Source organism: Streptomyces roseus (assembly GCF_001044425.1).
Lineage (GTDB): Bacteria > Actinomycetota > Actinomycetes > Streptomycetales > Streptomycetaceae > Streptomyces > Streptomyces roseus.
This window is the reverse complement of sequence record NZ_LFML01000057.1, coordinates 1-16,302: the sequence shown is the minus strand read 5'-3', so window position 1 is coordinate 16,302 and position 16,302 is coordinate 1. Positions and strand designations below refer to the sequence as shown.

At 71.8% G+C, this 16,302-nt stretch carries 15 protein-coding genes; 9 read left to right on the top strand and 6 right to left on the bottom strand.

Going from position 1 to position 16,302, the window contains the following annotated elements:
• From ACS04_RS15355 to ACS04_RS38890, 8 genes are all read left to right on the top strand, one after another.
• A partial coding sequence (locus tag ACS04_RS15355) for an outer membrane protein assembly factor BamB family protein (protein WP_048477163.1) occupies positions 1–1,212 on the top strand: 1,212 nt, incomplete at its 5' end.
• Between the two features lie 56 nt (positions 1,213–1,268).
• The gene (locus tag ACS04_RS15350; protein ID WP_048477155.1) at positions 1,269–1,763 is read left to right on the top strand and encodes a peptidylprolyl isomerase; all 495 of its coding nucleotides are present in this window, start codon (positions 1,269–1,271) and stop codon (positions 1,761–1,763) included.
• A gap of 228 nt (positions 1,764–1,991) precedes the next feature.
• Positions 1,992–2,495: a hypothetical protein gene (locus ACS04_RS38180; protein ID WP_053080783.1), complete on the top strand. Its 504-nt coding sequence runs from the start codon at positions 1,992–1,994 to the stop codon at positions 2,493–2,495.
• 129 nt (positions 2,496–2,624) lie between these two features.
• Positions 2,625–3,068 carry a hypothetical protein gene (locus ACS04_RS15340; RefSeq protein WP_158977282.1) on the top strand — a complete coding sequence of 148 codons (444 nt, stop codon included), beginning with the start codon at positions 2,625–2,627 and terminating at the stop codon, positions 3,066–3,068.
• Between the two features lie 9 nt (positions 3,069–3,077).
• Entirely contained in the window at positions 3,078–4,937 is a 1,860-nt protein-coding gene (locus ACS04_RS15335; RefSeq protein ID WP_048477154.1) for an alpha/beta hydrolase, read from the top strand.
• A gap of 109 nt (positions 4,938–5,046) precedes the next feature.
• Complete coding sequence (locus ACS04_RS15330) at positions 5,047–5,502, top strand: hypothetical protein (protein WP_158977279.1); 456 nt, start codon at positions 5,047–5,049, stop codon at positions 5,500–5,502.
• An 81-nt stretch (positions 5,503–5,583) separates the two neighbouring features.
• Complete coding sequence (locus ACS04_RS15325; protein ID WP_048477153.1) at positions 5,584–6,078, top strand: hypothetical protein; 495 nt, start codon at positions 5,584–5,586, stop codon at positions 6,076–6,078.
• Between the two features lie 511 nt (positions 6,079–6,589).
• Positions 6,590–7,375 (top strand): hypothetical protein, encoded by a 786-nt coding sequence (locus ACS04_RS38890; protein WP_209441702.1) that lies wholly within the window; start codon positions 6,590–6,592, stop codon positions 7,373–7,375.
• A 153-nt stretch (positions 7,376–7,528) separates the two neighbouring features.
• Here ACS04_RS38890 and ACS04_RS15315 read toward each other — a convergent pair whose 3' ends face one another.
• Genes ACS04_RS15315 through ACS04_RS15305 form a run of 3 tightly spaced genes read right to left on the bottom strand, consistent with a single transcriptional unit; the run spans position 7,529 to position 9,915 of the window.
• On the bottom strand, positions 7,529–8,299 hold the full coding sequence (locus ACS04_RS15315; RefSeq protein ID WP_048477158.1) for an enoyl-CoA hydratase/isomerase family protein: 771 nt from the start codon (positions 8,297–8,299) through the stop codon (positions 7,529–7,531).
• A 5-nt stretch (positions 8,300–8,304) separates the two neighbouring features.
• Positions 8,305–8,760, bottom strand: a complete 456-nt coding sequence (locus tag ACS04_RS15310; protein ID WP_048477152.1) for a Zn-ribbon domain-containing OB-fold protein — start codon at positions 8,758–8,760, stop codon at positions 8,305–8,307.
• 3 nt (positions 8,761–8,763) lie between these two features.
• A complete protein-coding gene (locus ACS04_RS15305) occupies positions 8,764–9,915 on the bottom strand; it encodes a lipid-transfer protein (protein ID WP_048477151.1) in 1,152 nt (383 codons plus the stop codon).
• Between the two features lie 86 nt (positions 9,916–10,001).
• Here ACS04_RS15305 and ACS04_RS15300 point away from each other — a divergent pair, with 86 nt between their 5' ends.
• Positions 10,002–11,627: a FadD3 family acyl-CoA ligase gene (locus ACS04_RS15300; protein ID WP_048477150.1), complete on the top strand. Its 1,626-nt coding sequence runs from the start codon at positions 10,002–10,004 to the stop codon at positions 11,625–11,627.
• An 83-nt stretch (positions 11,628–11,710) separates the two neighbouring features.
• Here the strand turns inward: ACS04_RS15300 and ACS04_RS15295 are convergent, their stop codons facing one another.
• The 3 genes from ACS04_RS15295 to afsR form a co-directional block, all read right to left on the bottom strand.
• Positions 11,711–12,484 (bottom strand): class I SAM-dependent methyltransferase, encoded by a 774-nt coding sequence (locus ACS04_RS15295; protein ID WP_048477149.1) that lies wholly within the window; start codon positions 12,482–12,484, stop codon positions 11,711–11,713.
• Between the two features lie 298 nt (positions 12,485–12,782).
• Positions 12,783–13,013 (bottom strand): hypothetical protein, encoded by a 231-nt coding sequence (locus ACS04_RS15290; protein ID WP_053080780.1) that lies wholly within the window; start codon positions 13,011–13,013, stop codon positions 12,783–12,785.
• Positions 13,014–13,286: 273 nt separating this feature from the next.
• The coding region (afsR, locus tag ACS04_RS15285; protein ID WP_245236403.1) for an SARP-family global regulator AfsR at positions 13,287–16,302 on the bottom strand (3,016 nt) is incomplete at its 5' end.

Sequence of the window (16,302 nt, the reverse complement as noted above, 5' to 3'; positions counted from 1 at the left end):
GGCGGCGTGGCGGCCTCCCACGCACCGGCCTCCGCCTCCGCTCCGGCCGGGGTCCCCTCGCCCGCCGCGGGGCCCGACAGCGGCCGCTGGCGCCCCTGGCGCTTCCGCATGTCGAACGAGGTCTGGGGCACCCCGACCGTCGCCGGAGACCTGCTGTACGTGACCTCCTTCGAGGTGCACGCCCTGGACGTGGCCAGCGGCCGCCGCCAGTTCAAGACCCGCGACGTCGCCTGGTCCATGGCCGTCGCGGACGGCCGCATCCACGCCTCCGACGGCCCCTCCCTCTACGCGCTCGACGCCGGCGACGGCTCCGAGCGCTGGCGGCTGAACACCGACGCCTGGGTGTACGCCCTGCGCGCCGACCGGGGCACCGTGGTCACCGCCACGCGCGGCGGCGGCGTACAGGGCTGGGAGGCCTCCAACGGGCAGAAGCTGTGGGAGCTGACCGGCGCCCAGAGCGACTTCGAGACCCCGGAGGCGGCCCCCGTCCTCCACGACGGCACGGTGTACGTGTGGCAGGACGCGCGGCTGCGCGCCCTCGACGCGCGCAGCGGCCGCGAGTCCTGGTCGTACCCGGTCGGCGACGCGGCCTCCTGCGGCAACGTCCCCGTACGGGTCACCCCGGCCCCGGACGGCAACGTCTACGTCGCCGCCGGCACCCGCGTCCTGTCCGTCGACCGGGCCTCGGGCCGGGTCCGCTGGCACTTCGAGGCCCCGGCGGTCTTCCTGGCGGCCCCGGCGTTCGCGCCGGGCGCGGCGGTCACGGGCGGCGGGGTCTACCTCGCCGACTACCTGGGCACCGTGTACGCCCTCGACGCGGCCACCGGCAAGGACCGCTGGCGCATCGCCACCGAGCCGCGGCCCTCCTCGGACCCGGTGATGGTCGCGAACGGCAACGTCCACCTGGGCGCGGGCAGCGCGCTGTACACGCTCGACGCGGTCACCGGCACCCCGAAGTGGCGCTTCGCGGCGGGCGGCGAGATCACCGGCCCGCCGGCGGTCGCGGACGGCCGGGTGCACTTCGGCTCGGCCGACCACTGCCTGTACACCCTGGACGCGGCGGGCGGCCAGCTGCGCTGGAAGCTGGCCACCGGCGGGGAGATCACGGGAGCCCCGGTGGCCGAGGCGGGGGTGGTCTACGCATGCAGCAAGGACCGCTGCGTCTACGCCCTGGACGCGGCCAAGGGCACGGGCACGCGTACGGCTGGGTGAGGGTTTTCGGGCCCCTCCGGGTCGCGTGCGGCACCGGGAGTGACAGGATGGACCCCATGAGCAACGTTTACTTCGACATCAACATCGACGGCAAGCCCGCCGGCCGCATCGTCTTCAACCTCTTCGACGACGTCGTGCCGCAGACCGCGAAGAACTTCCGCGAGCTGGCCACCGGCCAGCACGGCTTCGGCTACGCGGGCTCGCCGTTCCACCGCGTCATCCCGCAGTTCATGCTCCAGGGTGGCGACTTCACCAACCAGAACGGCACCGGCGGCAAGAGCATCTACGGCGAGAAGTTCGCCGACGAGAACTTCACGCTGAAGCACGACCGCCCGTACCTGCTGTCGATGGCGAACGCCGGCCGCAACACCAACGGCTCGCAGTTCTTCATCACCACCGTCGTCACCCCGTGGCTGGACGGCAAGCACGTCGTCTTCGGCGAGGTCGTCGAGGGCTCCGAGATCGTCGACGCCATCGAGAAGCTCGGCACCCCCTCGGGCGCCACCCGCGGCAAGATCGAGATCGCCGCCTCGGGCGTCGTCGAGGCCTGATCCACCCGCACCACCGCACCACCGCACCACCCGCCGCACCGGCTGGTCGGCCCCGCCCCCGCACGTGGGACGGGGCCGCCGCCGTTTGCCCGGACGAGGAGAACGGCCGGCCTTCCTCAACCCGCGCAGCGGGGCGGCCGTCGTCCCCGGCCGGCACGGCAGAGTCGACCTCGAAGGGGAGGCCCACGAGTGGCCGCACGAAGCGGGCGCAACGTCACCATCACAGCGATGGCGCTTCTGGGCGCCCTGACCCTCACCGCAGGATGCTCGTCCGCGGACGACGGACCCCGGCGCGCGTACGACCCCCGGCCCCGCAGCCACCAGGAGGTGGAGAAGGAAGTCGGTGACCTGTCGGGCAAGGCCCGGGATCTGACCCAGGTCAAGGGCAAGGTGACGGAGGGAGGACCGGTGACCCACCCCTGCGGCACGGGCGGGGAGAAGGAGAAGGGCCTGCGATCCGTCCGGTACGTCTGGTCCGTCTACGGCGTGGACCACGACACGCTCGGCACGGGCATGCGCCGTCTCGCGGAGCAGCTGCCGGCGAACGGCTGGAAGGTCGTGAAGAACGGCCCGAACCCCCACACCAAGGCGAAGACGCCCGAGGTCTTCGCCGTCCACGAGACGACCCACACCCAGCTTGAGGCCAGCTGGATGGACGCCTCCGACGGGGGCGAAAACCTGATCAACTTCAGCGTGTACTCCCGGTGCTTCAAGGACACCGACCCGCGGTGACGGCGGAGGGCGCAGGGGGCGAAGTCTGAGGCGCCCGAGCCGGGTTGGATCGGATCCGTGCTTTGCGAATGTGTTCATAGGATGATTCCTCGGTCCGAACAAAACGAAGACGGGGGACGATCAGGCGTGGTGACCTTCGACACGGAGTGGGCGGGGCTCAAACAGCAGGCGGCGGCGGGGGCGGACATGCGCCTCGCGAGCGCCGCACCCGCCGCCGGTGGCGGCGGCGGGGGCAGCGGCGACCTGAAGTCCGACCAGGCGGTCTGGAGCCGGGCGAGCAAAGACCTCGGCGGTCTGTCCACGAGCGTCAAGACCGGCGTGAGCGCGTTGGAGACGGGCCAGAAGGGCGCTGCCCCGACCGGCGTGGAGAGCGCGACGGCCCAAGCCGAGCTGTACCAGTCCTGGAAGACGTACCTGGAGAACCTGGCGGGCAAGTGCGCCGCCCTCCGGGGGCCCCTGGAGAAGGCGGGCCAGGGCCAGTACGAGAACGACGAGGCCATCCGGGGCGGCTTCGACCAGATCGACGCGCAGTACAAGGACACCCCCGCCACCGGCGGCGACGGGGGCCGGTGAGCCTGACCCATGGACTACGCAGCACTCAAGGCCCTCAAGCCGTCCGAGTTCACCGAGGCGGCCGACGGCTACAAGGCGGCCAGCGACATGGCCGACCACGCCTACGGGGACACCGAGGGGCAGATATCGGCCCGCCTGCGGGAAGGTCTGCACGGCGTGGCCGTGGAGGCCGCGCTGGGATCGCTTCGGGACCTGGCGAAGAACTTCCACTACGTGCAAGTGGAATGCGGTCTGGCGGCCACCTCCCTCAAGGCGTTCGCAGCGGCGATGACGGACGCGAAGAAGAAGCTGGACGATGCCCTGGAGGACGCGGCGCACCAGAAGCTGACCGTGGGCGCGGACGGCTCGGTGACCTATCCCCCCGGCGGTGAGGAGAAGGACGGGAAGCTGCCCGAGGGCGGCACGGTCACCGGCAGCGCCAAGGGCAAGCCCGCCGGCACCGTCATCGACCCGACGCGGGACGCCAACGACCTGTCCGCCGCCCTGGAGCGGCAGGCGGCGAACATCCACCCCAACCCGAACTTCGGCAAGGCGGTGGCGATCGCCAACCGCATCGCGCAGGCGGTCGCCGAGGCCACCGAAGCCGACGCGATGTGGGCGCCCAAGCTGCGCAAGCTCAAGGCTGACGACGACCTGGTCGTCTCCGACAAGGACTGGGCCGACGTCCAGGGCGACACCGCGGACGTCCGCGCCGGGGCCAAGGACTACCTGGAGCACATCAAGCCCCCGCCCAAGGGCGACGACCCGAAGGCGAACGCGGACTGGTGGAAGGGGCTGTCCCCGGACGAGCAGTCGGCGTACCTCTCCCTGAACGCGGCGGAGGTGGGCGCGCTGGACGGGCTGCCCTCCGTGGTCCGGGACGAGGCGAACCGCACCGTACTGGCCGAGAAGACGGCCGAGTTCCAGATCAGGTACGACGGGATCCCCAAGGAACCCCAGCCCAGGTACCACTACGTCCAGCACGGCCGCGCCTGGACGCGCGAAGAGACCGACGAGTGGCGCGAGTGGAACGACAAGTACGCCAAGGACAAGGAATTCCTGAAGAGGAACCTCGACGGCATGAACGCCATCCAGGCCCGTTTCGACGCGACGGGCAAGGAAGGCCTGCCGGAGGCCTATCTCCTCGGTTTCGACACCAAGGGCGGAGGACGGGCCATCGTGGCGAACGGCAACCCGGAAACGGCCGACCACACGGCCGTGTTCGTCCCCGGTACTTTCACGGCCATCGAGAAGAGCGAAGACTACATCGGTCACATGGGTGAGCTGTGGAAGAAAACTCACGCCCAGGTGCCCGGCCAGAACGTGTCCACCATTACGTGGATCGGATACGACGCGCCGCAGAGCATCGTTCCCGAGGCGATGACCAAGGGCTACGCCCATGATGCGGCGCCCGACCTGAACCACTTCATGGCGGGCCTGGAGCACATCCAGGGCGGCGACGGCGCAAGCCACACCACGCTCATCGGGCACAGCTACGGCAGCACCGTCATCGGCGCGGCCTCCAACGCGGGCGACCTGCGGACGGACGACATCCTGGTGGCGGGCAGCCCCGGCATGCTGGTCGGCCACGCCAAGGACCTGGACGTCGAAGAGGGGCACGTGTGGTCGGAAGCCGCGTCCTTCACCAAGGACCAGGTGCCGGCGGGCGGCAAGGTCGCGGGACTCGGCGGAGGTACGCCGTTCTGGAAGGAAATATTGCCGTTCGGCTCGGTCTGGGGGCAGAACGTGCCATCGGATGAGGATTTCGGTGCCCATATCATGGACAACGACGCGGACAGCCACACCGACTACTGGAGAAAGGATTCCTTCAGTCTTGAGAACCAGGCGAGAGTGGTGGCCGGTCGTTACGACAAGGTGGTCCTTGACTGACATGTGGAAGCCAACGGCTGATCGCACGAACTCCATACGCTTGCGGGCCACGGCGCTCGCCGTCCTTCTTGCCGGTTCGCTTTCCCTGTTGTCTGTGGGGTGTTCCAACGTGAAAGAACTGAGTTACGAGCCCGTCAGGATGGATCCGGATCCTGCGCGCGCGAAGACGAAGGAGATCTCCAGCCGGCTGCTGGAGATGACCGGGGTCAAGGGCAAGGTGACCCAGCCCGGGCCGAGCGTCACGCGCTGCCGGGAGTACGGGGACGACCTGTTCTCCACCGACCACCCGTGGTCGGTGTACGAGATCTCCGACGCGCAGGTCGAGGAGGGTATGCAGAACCTGCGCAAGGCGCTCGGTGCGAACGGCTGGAAGATCACCAAGGACGGCAAGGCCAACAGCCAGGCACAGGACCCCGAGATCTACGCCGAGAACAAGGCCGAGCAGTTCGCCGTGCACATCACGGGCGAGAAGAAATCGGCCACCGGGGGCTCGCTGATCCTCTTCAGCGTCGTGTCCGCCTGCTTCCGCGCCGCCTCTCCCTCCGCACTCGACGGCGAGTACTGATCCCGGGACCCCGGGCCTCCGGGGTGCCGGGGCGAGCGGTGGTAGCGTGGCCCGCCGTTGTCCAGGGGAGGGGATCGGGCCATGGCGGCTGGACGTCGGATCAGGTTCACCGCGGTGCTGGTCGCCGTCGTGTTCGCGCTCACCGGATTCTCTTCGAGCGGGCACGGGCACGGCTCGAAGAGCAGCGGAAGCGGCAGCGGTGGCGGTTGCTCCAGCTCCAAGAAGCGCAGCGGCTACAACAGCAACAGCAGCAGTAGCGGCAGCACCGGCGGCAGCGGCGGCAGCGGGAAGTCGACCCCTTCGCCCACCAAGAGCGCCGGTGCACCCGCACGCGCCTCGGTCGTCACCTGCGCCGGTCCCGGCAGGCCGCAAGCCGTCCTCACGGTGACCTCCGTCGTCGACACCGCGCGCCTCGTCGACGTCCCGGTCGTCTTCCAGGGCGCGAACGGCGTCGTGGACCGGACCACCGTGCGGGTCTCGCTCAAGGCCCGCGAGACCCGCACGGTCACCGCCGACATGAGCCAGAAGGAGAAGGCGGCCGACGTCGGCACCTGCACCGTGGGCACCATCAGCTGAGGAAGCCTCGCCGGCCGGGCCGACCGGCCCGGTGGATCCCGGTCCGGCCAAAGCGGTGCACAGGGCGACCGGCATCCCCCGCACCCTCGCACTCGGGATGCGATCCAACGGGATGGCGGGCATGGTGGAAGAGAGGCATGTACTGCCCTCCAGCCGGCTTGAGATGGTGTAGCCCTGGGGCTTTGCCGGTCGTGGCGGTAATCGGCGGATGCGTCGCTATCAGACCGTTGAGGGCGAGCTGGACGGCAACGCAGCGCCACACCGCCTCCTGTCAACAGACACAGAAGAAGGTGCCATCGCCGCGGAAGCACGGCGTTCCGGGCACACTGGAAGATCCCGCTTTCGAAGACCCCGTCAACTCGCCGCGCAACACCAACAGCCGCTCCCCAGCTGACGGGCGGAGTGCCCTGATCGCCGGGGGAGTGTGTCGAGCGTCGACTGCCTGATGGAGCCTCAACTGCTGTCCCACCTGACCGGTTGTGTGATGGCGCAGTGTCGAGAGGAGAAATCCGTGAAAGGCAAGGCCGTATTGAGCGTCGCCGTGGTGGTCGCGCTGGGAGGCGGAATGACGGGAGCCGCCGTCTCCTCGGCTTCCGCCGCTGCCACCCCTAAGTGTCGAGTGAGCGGAACCGCGCTGACGGGAGAGAATTTCGCTGCGGGCAAGACGTTCACCGTCTCGCCCGGCGGAAAGTCTGTGCGCTCCACTTCTGCCGGTCGCATCGGACCGGTCACCGTTACGGGCCAGGGTCCCTTCTCCGTAGGCTCTGTGGTCTGCGTCGGCCCGGCAGCGGCCGCGGCAAAGACGGCCGCTGCGCTCCAGGCAGGAACGGCTGCAGCACAAGCGGCGATCAAGAGAGGCGCGCCGCCGCAGGTGGTGAAGGCGGAGGCCAGAGCAGCGACCGAAGCCACCGGTAAGCGCCTCGGCATCGCGCAACCGATCCTGATCCAAATCATCAATCAGGTAACCCAGCAACAGCAGCAGCAACAACAGCAGCAACAGCAGAACCCGCAGCAGCAGCAGCAGCAGCAGCAGCAGCAGCAGCAGCAACAGCAACAGCAACAGCAACAGCAACAGCAACAGCAACAGCAGCAGCAGAACCCGCAGCAACAGCAGCAACAGCAGCAACAGCAGCAACAGCAACAGCAGCAACAGCAGCAACAGCAACAGCAACAGCAACAGCAACAGCAACAACAGCAACAGCAGCAACAGCAGCAGCAGCAGCAACAACAACAACAGCAGCAACAACAACAGCAGCAGCAGCAACAACAGCAGCAGCAACAACAGCAACAGCAGTAACCAGTCGGCAATTGGGCGGCGGGGCAGCAGAGTTCTGCGAAGCGGATGATCGTCTTCAGCCCCGCTGCTCACCCTTGGGGCCGCCGCAGCGTCGACGCATACGCCGCCTCGCCGCCATCTTCATCCGGCCGGCGAGGCGATCCGAGGCAACAGCTAGCGGATCCTCGGCGCCGGTGCCGCCCGGCGTGCCGTGAACAGGTCCGCCTGCCGCTCCGGCGCCAGGTTCCCCAGCGAGATCAGCGCCGGAGCGTGCGCCAGCGCCTGCTGCAGCGCCGCCTGCTTCGCCGACCACAGGGCCCGTACCGTGCCCTGTACGGCCTCCGTCGGACAGGCGGCCAGGGTCCTCGCCGAGCGCAGCGCCGCCGCGAGCAGCTCCTCGGGCTCGGCCAGCTCCGAGACCAGGCCGATCTCGTACGCCCGTCGCGCGGAGAGCCGTTCCGCCGTCCCCATCAGGGACATCCGGGCGGCTTCCCCGAAGGGCATCCGCTGCGCCATGTAGACGGCCTCGTACGCGCTGACCATCCCGTACGTCGTGTGCGGGTCGAAGTACGTCGCCGTCGCGGAGGAGACGATGAACTCCGCCTCGCCCAGCAGGTAGAACGCCCCGCCGCAGGCCATGCCGTTGACGGCGGCGATCACCGGCTTCCACAGGTCGTTCGCCTTCGGGCCGATGGCCACCAGCGGGTCGTCCACCGAGTACGGGGAGGACGGCTGGGGCACCTCCACCCCGCGGTCGACGCCCGTACAGAAGGCCGCCCGCCCGGCGCCGGTCAGCACGACCGCCCGCACGTCGTCCGCGAACCGGAACTCGCGCCACACCGCTGCCAGTTCCGCGGCCGTAGGCAGGTCGATCGCGTTGTGCCTGGCTTCGCGGTCCAGGGTGACGACCGCGACCCCGGTCGCCTTGTCCTGCTCGACCCGCACCCCCGTCACGACTTCTCCGGCACCCAGCGCGGCACCGTCACCCCGCCGGTCCGCGTGAACACCACCTGCACCCGGGCGCCGATGCGCAGGCGCGCCGGGTCCACCGAGTCCAGCGGGGCGTCGGCCGAGGTGACCAGGTTCCCGGCGAGGCGGATGTGCGGGGCGTCGGCGAGCTCCACGAGGATCACGTTGTACGGGGCCTGCGCGGCGTACGCGGGCAGCAGCGGCGGATGCGGCCGTACGTACGACCAGATCCGGCCCCGGCCGCTCATCGGGCGCCATTCGGAGTCGAACGACTGGCAGTGCGGGCAGCAGGGGCGCGGCGGGAAGCGGAGCCGGCCGCAGGAGGCGCAGGCCTGGACGCGGAGTTCGCCCCGGGCGGCGTACTCCCAGAAGGGGGCGCCGTCCTCGTCGGGGACGGGCACCAGCAGTTCGTCCGCGGCGGGTGAGGGTGTGGTCATCGGTCAGCTCCTCAGCAGGATCGCGGACGTCGGGACACCCTCGCCCGCCGTCACCAGGCAGGTCGCGGCGTCCGGCACCTGGGCGGTGGAGACGCCCCGGAGCTGCTTGACGCCCTCGTTGATCAGGTTGAAGCCGTGCACGTAGGCCTCGGACAGTCCGCCGCCGCCGGTGTTGATCGGGAGCCGCCCACCCATCTCCAGGGCCCCGCCCTCGGTGAACGCGGCGCCCTCGCCGCGCCCGCAGAAGCCGTAGCCCTCCAGGGACAGCGGGATGAGCGGGGTGAACGCGTCGTAGATCTGGGCCACGTCCACGTCCTGGGGACCGAAGTCGGCCTGCTTCCACAGGTGCCGGGCGGCGGTCCAGGCGGGCCCGGAGAGCGGGTCGTCGTTCCAGTAGTTGACCATGCCGTGGTGCTGGGCGGGCAGGCCCTGGGCGACGGAGTGGACGTACACGGGCTTCCGGCGGCAGTCGCGGGCGCGCTCGGCGCTCACGATCACGCAGGCCAGCGCCCCGTCCGTCTCCAGGCAGTTGTCGAAGAGGCAGAGCGGGTCGCTGATCATGCGCGAGGTCATGTACATCTCGCGGGTCAGTGGGCGCTCGTACATCATCGCGGCCGGGTTCTCGTTGGCGCGGTTGCGGCAGGCCATCGCGACGTTGAAGAGGTGGTCGCGGGTGGCCCCGTATTCGTGCATGTAGCGACGGGCCAGCATGCCGATCTCGTCGGCGGGGCGCAGCAGGCCGAAGGGTCGGGTCCACTGGCCGGGGGTGGGCAGTTGGACGGCGGTGTTCTTCCAGGGGCGCGGGCCGGAGCCGCGTTTGCGCGAGCGCCAGGCGACGCCCACGCTCGCCTGCCCGGTGGCGACGGCGGCCGCGAGGTGGCCGACGGTGGCGCAGGAGCCGCCGCCGCCGTAGCCGATCTTGGAGAAGAAGGTGACGTCCCCGGCGCCGATGGCCTTGGCCACCTCGACCTCGTCGGTCTCCTCCATCGTGTAGGAGGAGAAGGCGTCGATTTCGGAGGGCGCTATTCCGGCGTCCGCGAGGGCGGCGAGGATGGCACGGCACGCCAGTTCCTTCTCCGACTCGGGGAGCCGTTTGGCAAAGGCGGTCTGGCCGATCCCGACTATCGCCGTAGCGTCCTTGAGTGTTGCCGCCATCGCCACCTCCGGGGCTGCACCAGTACTGACAGCCGCGAAGGCTACAGCTAATCTGACGGATAGTCAGCTACTGGGAGGGGTGTGCGATGACCGAAGACGCGCGGGGGGACCTGCGCTGGCGCTCCATCGCGGGACTGGTGCGCTCGGCGGCCGTGGAGTACGCCGACCGCGAGGCCGTCGTCGACGGGCGCGTCCGCATCGGCTACGCGCAGCTCGGCGAGCGCGTGGAGCGGTCCGCCGCCGCCGCCATCGCCGCCGGGATCGAGCCCGGGGACCGCGTCGCCGTCTGGGCGCCCAACACCCTGGAGTGGATCGTCTCCGCGCTCGGCGCGGTCTCGGCGGGCGCCGTCCTGGTCCCCCTCAACACCCGTTTCAAGGGCGCGGAGGCCGCGTACGTCCTGCGGCGCAGCCGGGCCAGGCTCCTCTTCGTCACCGGCACCTTCCTCGGCACCTCGTACGTCGCCTCCCTGCGCCGGGCCGCTGCCGAAGGGGAGGGCGGCGGACCGCTGCCCGGGCTGCCGCACCTCGAACAGGTCGTCGTGCTCGCCGAGGACGCCCCGGAGTCCTTCCGCACCTGGAAGGACTTCCTGGCCGGCGGGGAGGGGATCCGCGCCGAGACGGTCCGCGAGCGGGCCGAGTCGATCCGCCCCGAGGCCCCCTCGGACATCATCTTCACCTCCGGCACCACGGGCAGCCCCAAGGGCGCCGTCATCACCCACGCCCAGTCGCTGCGCTGCTACGACGTCTGGAGCGAGCTCGCCGGGCTGCGCGAGGGCGACCGCTACCTGATCGTGAACCCCTTCTTCCACACCTTCGGCTACAAGGCCGGCATCATCGCGTGCCTGATGCGCGGCGCCACGATGGTCCCGCAGCCCGTCTTCGACGTGGACACCGTCCTCGCCAACATCGCCGCCGAGCGGATCTCCGTGCTCCCGGGACCGCCCACCCTCCACCAGGCCCTCCTCGACCACCCCCAGCGCGACCAGCACGACCTGTCGGCGCTGCGGCTCGTCGTCACCGGCGCCACCGTCGTCCCGCTCCGGCTCGTCGAACGGCTCCGCGGCGAACTGCGCATCTCCACCGTCCTCACCGCGTACGGGCTCTCCGAGGCCAGCGGCATCGTCACCATGTGCCGCCGCGGGGACCCCGCCGAGGTCATCGCCTCCACCTCCGGGCGGCCCATCCCCGACACGGAGGTGAAGGTCGTCGCCGACCGGCAGGGCAGGGCCCAGCCCGCCGGCACCGCGGGCGAGGTGTGGGTGCGCGGCCACCACGTCATGCAGGGCTACTTCGAGGACCCCGCCGAGACCGCCGGAGCCCTCACCGCCGACGGCTGGCTGCGCACCGGCGACATCGGGATCCTCGACGCCGGGGGCAACCTGCGCATCACCGACCGGATCAAGGACATGTTCATCGTCGGCGGGTTCAACGCCTACCCGGCCGAGATCGAGCAACTCCTCGGCCTGCACCCGGACATAGCCGACGTGGCCGTGGTCGGCGTCCCCGACCCGCGCCTGGGCGAGGTCGGCAAGGCGTACGCGGTCCGCCGCCCCCGCTCCACCCTCACCGCCGACGACCTGATCGCCTGGTCCCGCCGGGAGATGGCCAACTACAAGGTCCCGCGCGAGGTCGAGTTCGTCACCGAACTCCCGCGCAACGCGAGCGGAAAGGTCCTCAAACGCGAACTCCGCTCCCGCCTGGTCAGGGAGTGAGCGTGCCCAGGTCGATGTCCGCGGGGAACGGGACCGCCACCTTGAGCCGGTCACGGTGGGTCCCGGTCGGATGCGGGGTCAGCCTACGCGGGCTCGTGCTGGCGTACCGGCGGTCGGCGCGGCACTCCCGGGCCGGGCTTGCGGGCCAGGAGCAGGCGCCAGCGCGGGGTTCCGTCGCCGCGGCGGCCGAAATGGTCCAGGGGGGCCGTCTCCACGGCGAACCCGGCGGCCAGCAGGTCGGCGCGGACGTCGCCCAGCGGGAACGTCCGGTAGTACATGACGAACGGCGGCCGCCAGACGGCGTTGCGCACCCGCATCGCCGCGTCGAAGCCCGCCACCGCCCACCACACGGGCGAGGCCGGCGGGATCGGTGCGCCGATCGGGAACGCGAAGAGGCCGCCCGGGCGCAGGGCGGCGTGGACCCCGGCGAAGAGGGCGGGCCGCTCGGCCGGGAGGAAGTGGCCGAAGGCCCCGAAGCTGACGGCGAGGTCGTACGAGTCCGCCAGCTTGGCCGGCAGCGCCCGCGCGTCGGCCCGTACGAGGTCGACGCGCTCTTCGGGGTGCGCCCGCGCGGCCTGCGCCAGCATGCCCGCGCTCAGGTCCACCCCGGTCACCCGGCCCCGGCACAGCCGCCGCAGCATCCCGAGCCCGGCGCCGGTCCCGCAGCACACGTCGAGCCCGGCTTCGAAGGAGCCCTCCCGCTGGGCGAGCGTCTCCTCGACGGCGTCGAGCATGCGGTCGGGGGTGCGGAACGGGGTCTGGTCGAACTTGGGGGAGAGCAGGTCGTACCCCCGCTCGACGGACGAGAGGGCCTGCACGGCGAGCTCGCGGACGGTGGGTCCCTGTGAGGTGAACACGGGTCCAGCCTAGTGAGGGGGAGGACCGTGCCGGACCCCGCCTCACGGGCGGCCTCCGGACGCGGGCATGCGACGACGGCCGCGGTGGCTCCCCCTCCGGGCCACCGCGGCCGCCGTCCTTGTGTGCTCCCCCGTTGCCCTGCTCACCGGTGGTTCCCCCGTGACCCCGCCGGCTCGTGCTCCCCCGTCGACCACGGCGGGTTCCCCCGAACCCCGCCGTGGCCCCCCCGTCGATCCCGGCCCCGCGTATCCCCCGTAGGGCCGTCCCCCCGTCCCCCGTGATCCCCCGTGGGACGTCTTACGGCCGCGGTCCCGAGGCGTGGTTGTCCATCGCCACGATGTCCTCGGCCGCAGCCGGCTTCGTGTCCACCGGCTTGATCTCGATGCCGGAGGCGTGGTTGTCCATCGGTGTGATGTCGACGCCCGGTGCCAGGCCGTCGGCGAGCGGCTTGATCTCGATGCCGGACGCGTGGTTGTCCATCGGCTTCATGTCGCCGTCGTTCGGCAGGATGTTCTCGTTCGTCGTCATCGGTTCTCCTGATGGATGGGTCGGGCCCGTTCGGCGATTCCCCCGCGGACCGCCGAACGGGCGGTCCTCCAGCCGACTCCCGCGCCCCCCGACGCGGTGAGTCGATGTCCCTATCGTGCCGGGCGGCGATAAACGAACGATGAATGCCTCGTTCATCGGGCGATCAGCGGCCGACCGGGCGCCGGGCGACCGCCGACAGACCCCCGGCCGGCCGCCGATCGCCGCGGTTCGGACGGCCCGGACCGCTCGGACGGCGCCGCCGGCACACTCGGCTCAGGCCGCGATCTCCGATGCCAGCAGCGCCTGGACTTCGGCCAGTTCCGTCGACTTCAGCTGCTTGAACACGACCTCCGCGTCCCGCCAGCACACCCGCGCCCGGTCCCGCTGCCCCAGCCTGCGCAGCGCCTTGCCCAGCACGGTCAGCACGGTCGCCCGCCGCCACTCCCCGCCGATCCCGCGCAGCGCGATCGCCTGCTCGGCGTGCGCGGCGGCCAGCGTGGGCCGGTGGGCCGCCAGATGGGCCACGGCGAGCCGGAAGTGCGTCACGCCCTCCCACAGCGGCTGCCGGTTGTCGTGGAACAGCGAGAGCGCCTCGGTCAGCTGCGCCTGCGCCTCGCCGAGCCGTCCGGCCTCGGTGAGGGCGATGCCCAGCGCGTAGCGGCCGTTGGCCAGGCGCAGGGTCAGGCCCATCCGGTCGTATATGGCGATGCCCTGCTGGGCCAGCTCGATGGCGCTGGTCAGCCGGCCCAGCTCGACGTGGATCCGGGAGAGGTTGCACAGGGCGCTGGCCTCGCCGATGTGGTTGCCGTCGGCGCGGAAGTTCTCGATGGCCTCCAGCAGGTACCGCTCGCCGTCGGCGTGCCGTCCCTGGTAGAGGGCGATGATCCCGCGGTCGTTGGGCGCCCAGCAGCTGGGCAGCGGGTCGCCGGCCTCGCGGGCGAGGTCCATCGCCTGGCGGGCCTCCTCGTCGGCCTCGCCGAAGCGGCCGGCGACCAGGTGGACGTTGGTCAGGGTGGTCCGGGCGCGGCCCTCCGCGTGCGGGTCCTTCGCGGCGTGCGCGGCGTCGCGCAGGGCCACGGCCGCGGACTCGTACTGCTTGGAGTTGGCCCCCGACTCGGCGAGGTCCTTCGCGGCCCACAGCAGGTCGACGGCCCGGCGCAGTACGTCCGCCCGCCCGGCCCGGCGTACGGAGGCCTGCCGCACGCACGCCAGCAGCGGGTCCGCCTCGGCGTACAGCCAGTCCAGGGCGGCGCGCGACTCGGCGAAGCGCAGGCCGGGGTAGTGGGTCGCGGACAGGTGGGCGGGCAGCCGGTCGCCGGGCCGCTCCACCGCGTACACCGCGGAGGCGGTGGCGAGGTAGAAGTCCAGGAGCCGGTCCAGGGCGGCGTCGCGGCTGCTCGGCGGCTGCTCGTCGCGCTCGGCGCACGCACGCGCGTAGAGCCGTACGAGGTCGTGGAAGCGGTAGCGGCCGGGCGCGGCCGATTCGAGGAGGGAGCAGTCCACCAGGGCTTCGAGGAGGTCTTCGGTGTCGTACTCGGGCAGGTCGAGTACGGCGGCCGCGGCGGAGAGGGAGATGTCGGGCCCGTCGGCGAGGCCGAGGAGCCGGAAGGCGCGCTGCTGCTCGGGCTCCAGCTGTCCGTAGCCGAGCTCGAAGGTGGCCTTGACGGCGAGGTCGCCGGCCTGGAGCTCGTCGAGGCGGCGGCGTTCGTCGGCGAGCTTGGCGGCGAGGACGGACACCGTCCAGGTGCGGCGGGCGGCGAGCCGGGAGGCGGCGATGCGGATGGCGAGCGGCAGGAACCCGCAGGCCCCGACCACGTCGAGGGCGGCCTGGCGTTCGGCGCCGACGCGCTCCGCGCCCACGATCAGGGTGAACAGCTGGAGGGCCTCCTCGGGGCTCATCACGTCGAGGTCGACGAGATGGGCCCCGGCGAGGCCCGCCATCCGGACCCGGCTGGTGACGAGCGCGGCGCAGCCCGCGGTGCCCGGCAGCAGCGGGCGGACCTGGGCGGCGTCGCGGGCGTTGTCGAGAAGGACCAGGATGCGGCGCCCGTCGAGGATGGAGCGGTAGAGCGCGGCCCGCTCGGCGGCGCTGTCCGGGATGGCCGTGTCGGGGGTGCCGAGGGCGCGCAGGAAGGAGCCGAGGACGGCGACGGGTTCGGCGGGGCGCGGCTCGGTGCCCTGGAGGTCCACGTAGAGCTGGCCGTCGGGGAAGTGCGGTCGGGCGGCGTGCGCGACGTGCACGGCGAGGGTGGTCTTGCCGACGCCGCCGATGCCGGCGAGCGCGGAGACGGCCATGACCTGGCCCCCGACGCCGGAGAGGATTTCGCCGAGCTCCGTGACGAAGGTGGCGCGGCCGGTGAAGTCGGCGACGGTGGCGGGCAACTGTGCGGGCCTTACGAGTGCGGGCGCGGCGGCGGGGGCCGGGTCTTCGGCGCGGGCGAGTTCGGCGTCCGCGCGCAGGATGCGCTGCTGGAGCGCGGCGAGTTCGGGTCGGGGGTCCACGCCGAGTTCGTCGGCGAGCAGCCGGCGGGTGTCGGCGTACACGGCGAGGGCCTCGGCCTGCCGGCCGCTGCGGTACAGGGCGAGCATGAGGAGCTCGCGCAGCCGCTCCCGCAGCGGGTGGGCGGCGGTGAGGGCGGTCAGCTCGGAGACGGCCTCGGCGTGGTGGCCGACCTCCAGGTCGAGGTCGAGGCGGGTCTCCAGCAGCTGGAGGCGCCATTCCTGCAGGCGCGTGCGCTCGGTGTCGGCGTGCGGGCCGGGGACCCCGGCGAGCGGCTCCCCGTCCCACAGGTCCAGGGCGCGGTCGAGCAGCGTACGGGCGAGGATGCGGTTGCCGACCCCGCGGGCCTGCTCGGCGTCGGCGGCGAGGCCGCGGGCGACGCCGAGGTCGAGGGCGTCGGCGGGGGTGTGGATGGCGTAGCCGCCGGACTCGGTGACGAGCATGCCGGGCGCGAGGACCTTGCGCAGGCGGGAGGCGTACGTACGGATCGTGGCGAGGGCCTGCTGCGGCGGGTCCTCGCCCCAGATGGCGTCGATCAGCTCGGGCGCGGTCGCGGTACGGCCGCCGCGCAGCAGGAGCGCGGCGAGCAGGGCGCGCTGCTGGGGGGTCCCGGAGGGCAGCGCCTCGCCGCCGCGCCAGGCGCGGATGGGCCCGAGGACGGCGAAGCGGCAGGAGTCGGGTGCGGGGGTGGCGGCAGTGGCCTCGTCGGCGGCGGTGACGTCGGCGGCGGGCGCAGCGTGGGGGCCGGGCGCGGCGTGCGGAGCGGGTGCGACGTGGGGGCCGGGCGCG